The 5896-nt window shown below is 74.7% G+C and carries 6 protein-coding genes and 1 pseudogene; 5 read left to right on the top strand and 2 right to left on the bottom strand.

Annotated elements, in window-relative coordinates; genetic code table 11:
* The 5 genes and pseudogenes from E1284_RS42155 to E1284_RS37685 all read left to right on the top strand — a co-directional run.
* Positions 1-676, top strand: a pseudogene (locus E1284_RS42155) (hypothetical protein); the annotation flags it as partial.
* On the top strand, positions 673-1041 hold the full coding sequence (locus E1284_RS37700; protein WP_131944933.1) for a hypothetical protein: 369 nt from the start codon (positions 673-675) through the stop codon (positions 1039-1041). The pseudogene E1284_RS42155 and the gene E1284_RS37700, both read left to right, overlap by 4 nt.
* A gap of 25 nt (positions 1042-1066) precedes the next feature.
* Positions 1067-1819, top strand: coding sequence for a LamB/YcsF family protein (locus E1284_RS37695; RefSeq protein ID WP_131944932.1), 753 nt, complete (start codon positions 1067-1069; stop codon positions 1817-1819).
* Positions 1816-2430, top strand: coding sequence for a 5-oxoprolinase subunit PxpB (pxpB, locus tag E1284_RS37690; protein ID WP_131944931.1), 615 nt, complete (start codon positions 1816-1818; stop codon positions 2428-2430). The genes E1284_RS37695 and pxpB overlap by 4 nt, the downstream gene beginning before the upstream one ends.
* Positions 2431-2443: 13 nt before the next feature.
* Entirely contained in the window at positions 2444-3292 is an 849-nt protein-coding gene (locus E1284_RS37685) for a 5-oxoprolinase subunit C family protein (RefSeq protein ID WP_131944930.1), read from the top strand.
* On the opposite strand, the gene E1284_RS37680 is transcribed toward E1284_RS37685, so the two are convergent.
* Positions 3289-3984, bottom strand: a complete 696-nt coding sequence (locus E1284_RS37680; protein ID WP_131944929.1) for a histidine phosphatase family protein — start codon at positions 3982-3984, stop codon at positions 3289-3291. The two genes, E1284_RS37685 and E1284_RS37680, sit on opposite strands and share 4 nt — an antisense overlap.
* A gap of 132 nt (positions 3985-4116) precedes the next feature.
* Positions 4117-5896: AAA family ATPase (locus tag E1284_RS37675; RefSeq protein ID WP_131944928.1), on the bottom strand; the 1780-nt coding region annotated here is incomplete at its 5' end.

The following is a 5896-nucleotide window of genomic DNA, read 5'->3' as shown; positions in this document are numbered from 1 at the left end:
CCCCGAGCGGCGCCGGCCCGAGACCCCGGCGGCGCGCGAGACGCCGAGCGATCCGCACGGCCTGCCCGTCGCGCCGCTGTACGGCCAGGGCGACCGGCCCGGGGCCGCCACCCGGCGGGAGGACGTCCCGGTGGCGCAGCCCGGCGACCTCGAATCCGCGGACGCGGCCCGCGACGGGGCGTCCCAGGTCGTGGTGATGCAGAAGGTGGTGCGGCCCGAGCACGTCCAGCACTACCTGGAGGGCGGGTACGACCTGGTCGCGGGCTACGTGCACCGCCTGCAGGACGTGCGGGAGCTCAGGTCCCCGGCGGCGGTGATCCGGGCGCTCGGCCTCATGTACGAGGGGTCGCCCTTCACGCACGCGGACGAGCAGGTCTTCATGATCCGCTGGCCCGCGCTGAAGCCGGCGCTGTTCCGCCGCCCGCTCGGCGGGATCGACGAGTGGAGCATGGGCATCATCCCGGGCGGCTGGGTGATCGAGCGGGCGCCGTTCCCCGGGTCGGGGTACGCGCCGGGCGACGGCCCCGCGATCCCGGAGTTCAAGATCGAGAGCCAGCGGCTCCCGCACGGCGCCGAGCTGTACCGGCTGGACGCGCGCGGCGCGGAGGCCCTCGTCGCCGAGTACGACGCCGATCTGCGCAGGTGGCTGGTGAAACTGCCGGAAGGACGGGGATGAGCATCCGGCACGGGTTCTACGCGGGCTGGCGCGGCGCCGAGTACGAGGCGAGCCCCGACGGCGACCGGGTCCGGCTCTACGCCCGGCGGCGCGCCGAGGGGTTCCGGCAGGTGTCGCCCGACCGGTACGTGCAGGTGGTGCCGCTGGCGGAGGTCGACCGGGTGCGGTACGTGACCACGCACTGCACGTGGCGCGGGGAGCCGTTCGTGGTGCTCGGCGAGCACGACGGCTGGCTGCGGGTGGAGTACTGCGGCGGGAAGGCGCCGGTCGCGGAGCAGCTCGGGCTGGAGCCGTTCGACCGGGGCGTGTACCAGGCGTGGGCGTCCAGGCACGAGGTGGAGGACCTGCGCGAGGAGGCCGTCTGAGACGGTGGACGGGGAGGTTCCGACCATGGCGGTCATCGACGTGAACGCCGACCTCGGCGAGGGGTTCGGCATCTGGGAGCTGGGCGACGACCTGGCGCTGCTGGACGTGATCACGAGCGCGAACGTGGCGTGCGGCTTCCACGCGGGCGACCCGCTGATCATGCGGCGGGTGTGCGCGGCGGCCGTCGAGCGCGGGGTGACGATCGGCGCGCAGGTGTCCTACCGGGACCTGGCCGGTTTCGGACGCCGCGAGATGGACGTGGCCGCGCCCGAGCTGACCGCCGAGATCCTCTACCAGCTCGCGGCGCTCGACGGCATCGCGCGCACGGAGGGCGGACGCGTCGCCTACGTCAAGCCGCACGGCGCGCTCTACAACCGGGTGAGCCGCGACGCCGGGCAGGCGCGCGCGGTCGCCGACGCGGTCCGGGCGTACGACGCGTCGCTGCCGTTGCTGACCCTTCCGGGCTCTGCCGTACACGAGGTCGCCGATGGGCTGACCGTCGTCGCGGAGTGTTTCGCCGACCGCGCCTACACGCCGTCCGGGGGGCTGGTGTCCCGCCGTGAGCCGGGGGCCGTCGTCCACGACGAGAAGGCGGTGGTCGAGCGGGCCGTCAGGATGGCCGTGGACGGAACCGTCGTCGCGGTGGACGGCAGTGAGGTCGCGCTCAAGGCCCGTTCCCTCTGCGTGCACGGTGACACGCCCGGCGCCGTGGCGCTGGCACGGTCCGTCCGCGCGGCGCTGTCCGAAGCGGGCGTCGCGCTGGAGCCGTTCGCGTGAGAGTGCTGCGGGCCGGTGACACGGCCCTGCTCGTCGAGACGGGCGACCTCGCCACCGCGCACCGGCTCAACGCCGCCCTCCGGGACGATCCGCCGCCGGGCGTCGTGGACGTCGTGCCGGGCGAGCAGACGGTGCTCGTCGTCGCGGACCCGTCGGCCGACCTCGACCGTCTCGCCGCGCGCCTCCCGCACCTGCCGCTGCCCGGCGACGCGGAGGCCGGCGCGGACCCGGTGGAGATCCCGGTCGTCTACGACGGCGAGGACCTCGACGAGGTCGCCGGCCTGACCGGGCTGTCGCGCGAGGAGGTCGTCCGCCGCCATTCCGGGGGCGCGTACACGGTCGCCTACCTCGGCTTCTCCCCCGGCTTCGGCTACCTGACGGGCCTGGACCCGGCGCTGCACGTGGCGCGCCGCGCGTCGCCCCGCACGGCGGTGCCGGCCGGGTCGGTGGCGGTCGCGGGGCCGTACGCGGCCGTCTACCCGTCCCGGTCGCCGGGCGGATGGCGGCTGCTCGGACGCACCCGGCTGCGACTGTGGGACGTCACGCGCGACCCGCCGTCGCTGCTCCGGCCGGGCACGCGGGTCCGCTTCGTCCGCGAGGAGCCATGGTGACCGGGGAGCGTCGTTGATCGAGGTCGTGCGGCCCGGGCCGCTGGCGACCGTGCAGGACCTCGGCAGGCCGGGCCGCGCCCATCTCGGCGTGCCGCGCTCCGGCGCCGCCGACGAGGGCGCGTTCCGGCTGGCGAACCGGCTCGTCGGCAACGCGGAGGGCGCGGCGGGCGTGGAGTTCACGTTCGGCGGCGCGGAGCTGCGTTTCCACCGGCGGGCATGGATCGCGGTCACGGGCGCTCCCGTTCCCGTACGGATCGACGGCCGCGCCCATGGGACGAACGCGCCGTGCTTCGTACCGGATGGAGCCGTGGTGGAGGTCGGCATGCCTTCGTCGGGGCTGCGCAGCTATCTCGCCGTGCGCGGCGGCGTCGCGGTCGAGGAGGTTCTCGGGAGCCGCTCGACCGACCTCCTGTCCGGCTTAGGTCCGGCTCCGCTGTCGCAGGGCGACCGCCTCCCGGTGGGTCCGTCCGAAGGTCTGGCGTGCATCGCCGTGGACGTCGCCCCGGCGCCGCCCATACCGGAGGCCCCCGTGCTGCGCATCCTGCCGGGCCCACGGGACGACTGGTTCGCCGAGGACGCACTGGCGACGCTCACGTCCGCGCCCTACGAGGTGTCACCCGAAAGCAACCGCGTGGGGGTCCGGTTGGACGGGCCTCCCCTCGTCCGCGCGCGCGAAGGCGAACTGGGCAGCGAAGGCATGGCGACGGGGTCGATCCAGGTGCCGCCCAGCGGGCTGCCCATCGTCTTCCTCGCCGACCATCCGGCCACGGGCGGCTATCCGGTGATCGCGGTGCTCGCGTCCGCCGCCGTCGCCGACGCGGCGCAGCTGCGTCCGGGCCAGAGGCTCCGCTTCCGCGTCTAGGTCAGCGGTGCCGGAACGGACCAGTCCAGGTGCGACACGTCGTTGAAGCCGCGGATGGACGACAGGTCGCCGATCCGCACCAGCAGGGAGATCGACGCATTGTCCGGGGCGAGGAACGCGAACGGCCGGGCGCCGGTCGTGGCGGCGAGCGCCTGCGCGATGACCCCGCCGTGGGTGAACACCGCGATGCGGCCGCCCGCGTGCGCCGCGGCGAGCCGGGTGAGGCTCTCCTCGACCCGCGCGGCGAACGCCTCGGTGCCCTCCGCGCCCGGGATGACGTCCCAGCGCTCCTCGGCCCACATCCGCTGCGCGAGGGGGTCGTTGTCGGCGACCTTCTTGCGGAACAGCCCGCCCTCCCACTCGCCGAGGAACACCTCCCGCATGCCCGGCTCGACGCGCGGCTCCAGGCCGAGGCGGCGGGCCAGGGGCGCCGCGGTCTGCGCGGTGCGCCGCAGCGGCGTCACGTAGAGGGCGTCGAGCTTCTCGTCCGCGAGGCGGTCGGCGACCCGGTCGGCCTGCTCGCGTCCCTCGGGGGCGAGGTCGGGGTCGGCCTGGCCGTCCACGTGCGGGAACGGCCGGTCGGCACGGGCCGGTGCCGAGGCGCCGTGCCTGATCAGAAGGATCTCGGTCGCGCCGTCCGGTGCCTTGTACCGCGTCTGCCGGTACTCGACCGGCTCGTCCTTCTCGTCCACGGACCGCACCCTAGACGACCGATCCGGCGCCCCGCCGAACGGGCCTCTGCCGCCGCATCCGCCAGACGAGGGCCTGTTCCCATGTCACCGAGGTCATGTGCTGACTACATCGCGGGCCGGGGACAGGATCCGTCACGCCAGGCGGTGGGCGAGATCGGCGAACGCGTTGCGCACGTCGCCGGGGGTGAGGAGCGTGAGGTCGTCGGCGGTGGCCCGGTCGCCCAGCTCGGCCGCGCGCAGTGCACGGCACGCGCACGCCTTCTCGTACATGGAGCGGGCGAAGCGGCCGTTGCCGAACTCGTCGATCCGGCCCGTCCCGCAGACGCGCTGGAAGACGAGGGCGAGGTCGTCGAGGGCGTCGTCCTCCCAGCGGTCGCCGCCCTGCTCGGCGATGAGCTGGGCGATGCGGAGCAGCTCGTCCGGCCCGTAGGACGGGAAGTCGACGCGCACGTCGAACCGGGACGCGAGCCCCGGGTTGGACGCGAGGAAGCGGTCCATGTCGGCCTCGTACCCGGCGAGGACGACGACGAGCCGGTCGCGGTCGTCCTCGGCGCGCTTGAGCAGGGTCTGCACCGCCTCGGCGCCGAACGCGTCGCCGCCGGAGTAGCCGGCGTTGCTCAGCGCGTACGCCTCGTCCACGAACAGGACGCCGCCGAGCGCCGAGTCCACGACCTTGTTCGTCTTGAGGGCCGTCGCCCCGAGGTGCTCGCCGACGAGGTCGGCGCGCTGCGCCTCGACCACCTCGGGCCGGGCGAGCAGCCCCGCCGCGGCGAAGATGCGGCCGAGCACCCGCGCGACGGTGGTCTTGCCCGTCCCCGGCGGCCCGGTGAAGACGAAGTGCCGGGTCGGCGGGCGGGTGACCAGGCCCTGCTCCTGCCGCATCCGGGCCACCTGGAGCTGGGCGGCGATCTCCCGCACCTGCCGCTTCACCGGTTCCAGCCCGATCATCGCGTCGAGCGAGGCGAGCGCCTCGTCCAGCGTCGGCGTCTCGGCGTAGCCGCGGTACCGCTCGGTGACCTCCGCGAACGCGGCCTCCACGTCCTCGGCGCGGAGGGTGACGAGGTCGTCGGCGCTGGGCGTGGCCGGTCCGCCGGACGCGGCGACGGCGTCCACCACGCGGACGTCCCGCGCGCGCGCCGCCGCCTCGGTCAGCGACCGGACGAACCGCCCGTTGCCCAGTTCGTCGACGATGCCGCGCCGTTCGACCTCTTCGAAGCGCACGGCGAGCCGCCGCCGGGCCTCCGGGTCGAGCCGGTCCTCGCGGAGGCCCGTGTGGTAGTCGGCGATCCGCAGCAGTTCGGACGGCCGGTACGACGGGAAGTGCACGCGGGTGCCGAACCGCGAGGCCAGCCCGGGGTTGGAGTCGAGGAACTCGGCCATCTGCGCGTCGTATCCGGCGAGGATGACGACCAGGTTGTCGCGGTCGTCCTCGGCGCGCTTGAGCAGCGTCTGGACGGCCTCGTCGCCGAAGCGGTCGGGCTGCCCCTCGGCGGAGTTGGCGAGGCTGTACGCCTCGTCGATGAACAGCACCCCGCCCAGGGCGGAGTCGACGAGCCGGTTGGTCTTGAGGGCGGTCGCGCCGAGGAACTCGCCGACGAGGTCCGCCCGGTGGGCCTCGACCAGAGCCGGCTCCGGCAGCAGCCCGAACGCGTAGAAGATCTTGGCCAGCACACGCGCGACGGTCGTCTTGCCCGTCCCGGACGGGCCGACGAACACGAAGTGCCGCATCGGCTTCTCGGTGGGCACGCCGGCGGCGGCCCGCATGTGCGCGGCCTCGATGGACGCGGCGATGGAGCGGACCTGGCGCTTGACCGGCTCCAGCCCGATCATGTTCTCCAGTTCGGCGAGCGCCTCGGCGACGGAGATGTCCGGCGCCGCGTCCGTCCGCCGCTCCGGGGGCGGGGCCGGGGAC

It is taken from the genome of Actinomadura bangladeshensis, assembly GCF_004348335.1.
In the GTDB taxonomy this organism is placed as follows: Bacteria; Actinomycetota; Actinomycetes; order Streptosporangiales; family Streptosporangiaceae; genus Spirillospora; species Spirillospora bangladeshensis.
The sequence above is the reverse complement of the archived record's forward strand: the minus strand, read 5'-3'. Positions and strand labels throughout refer to the sequence as shown.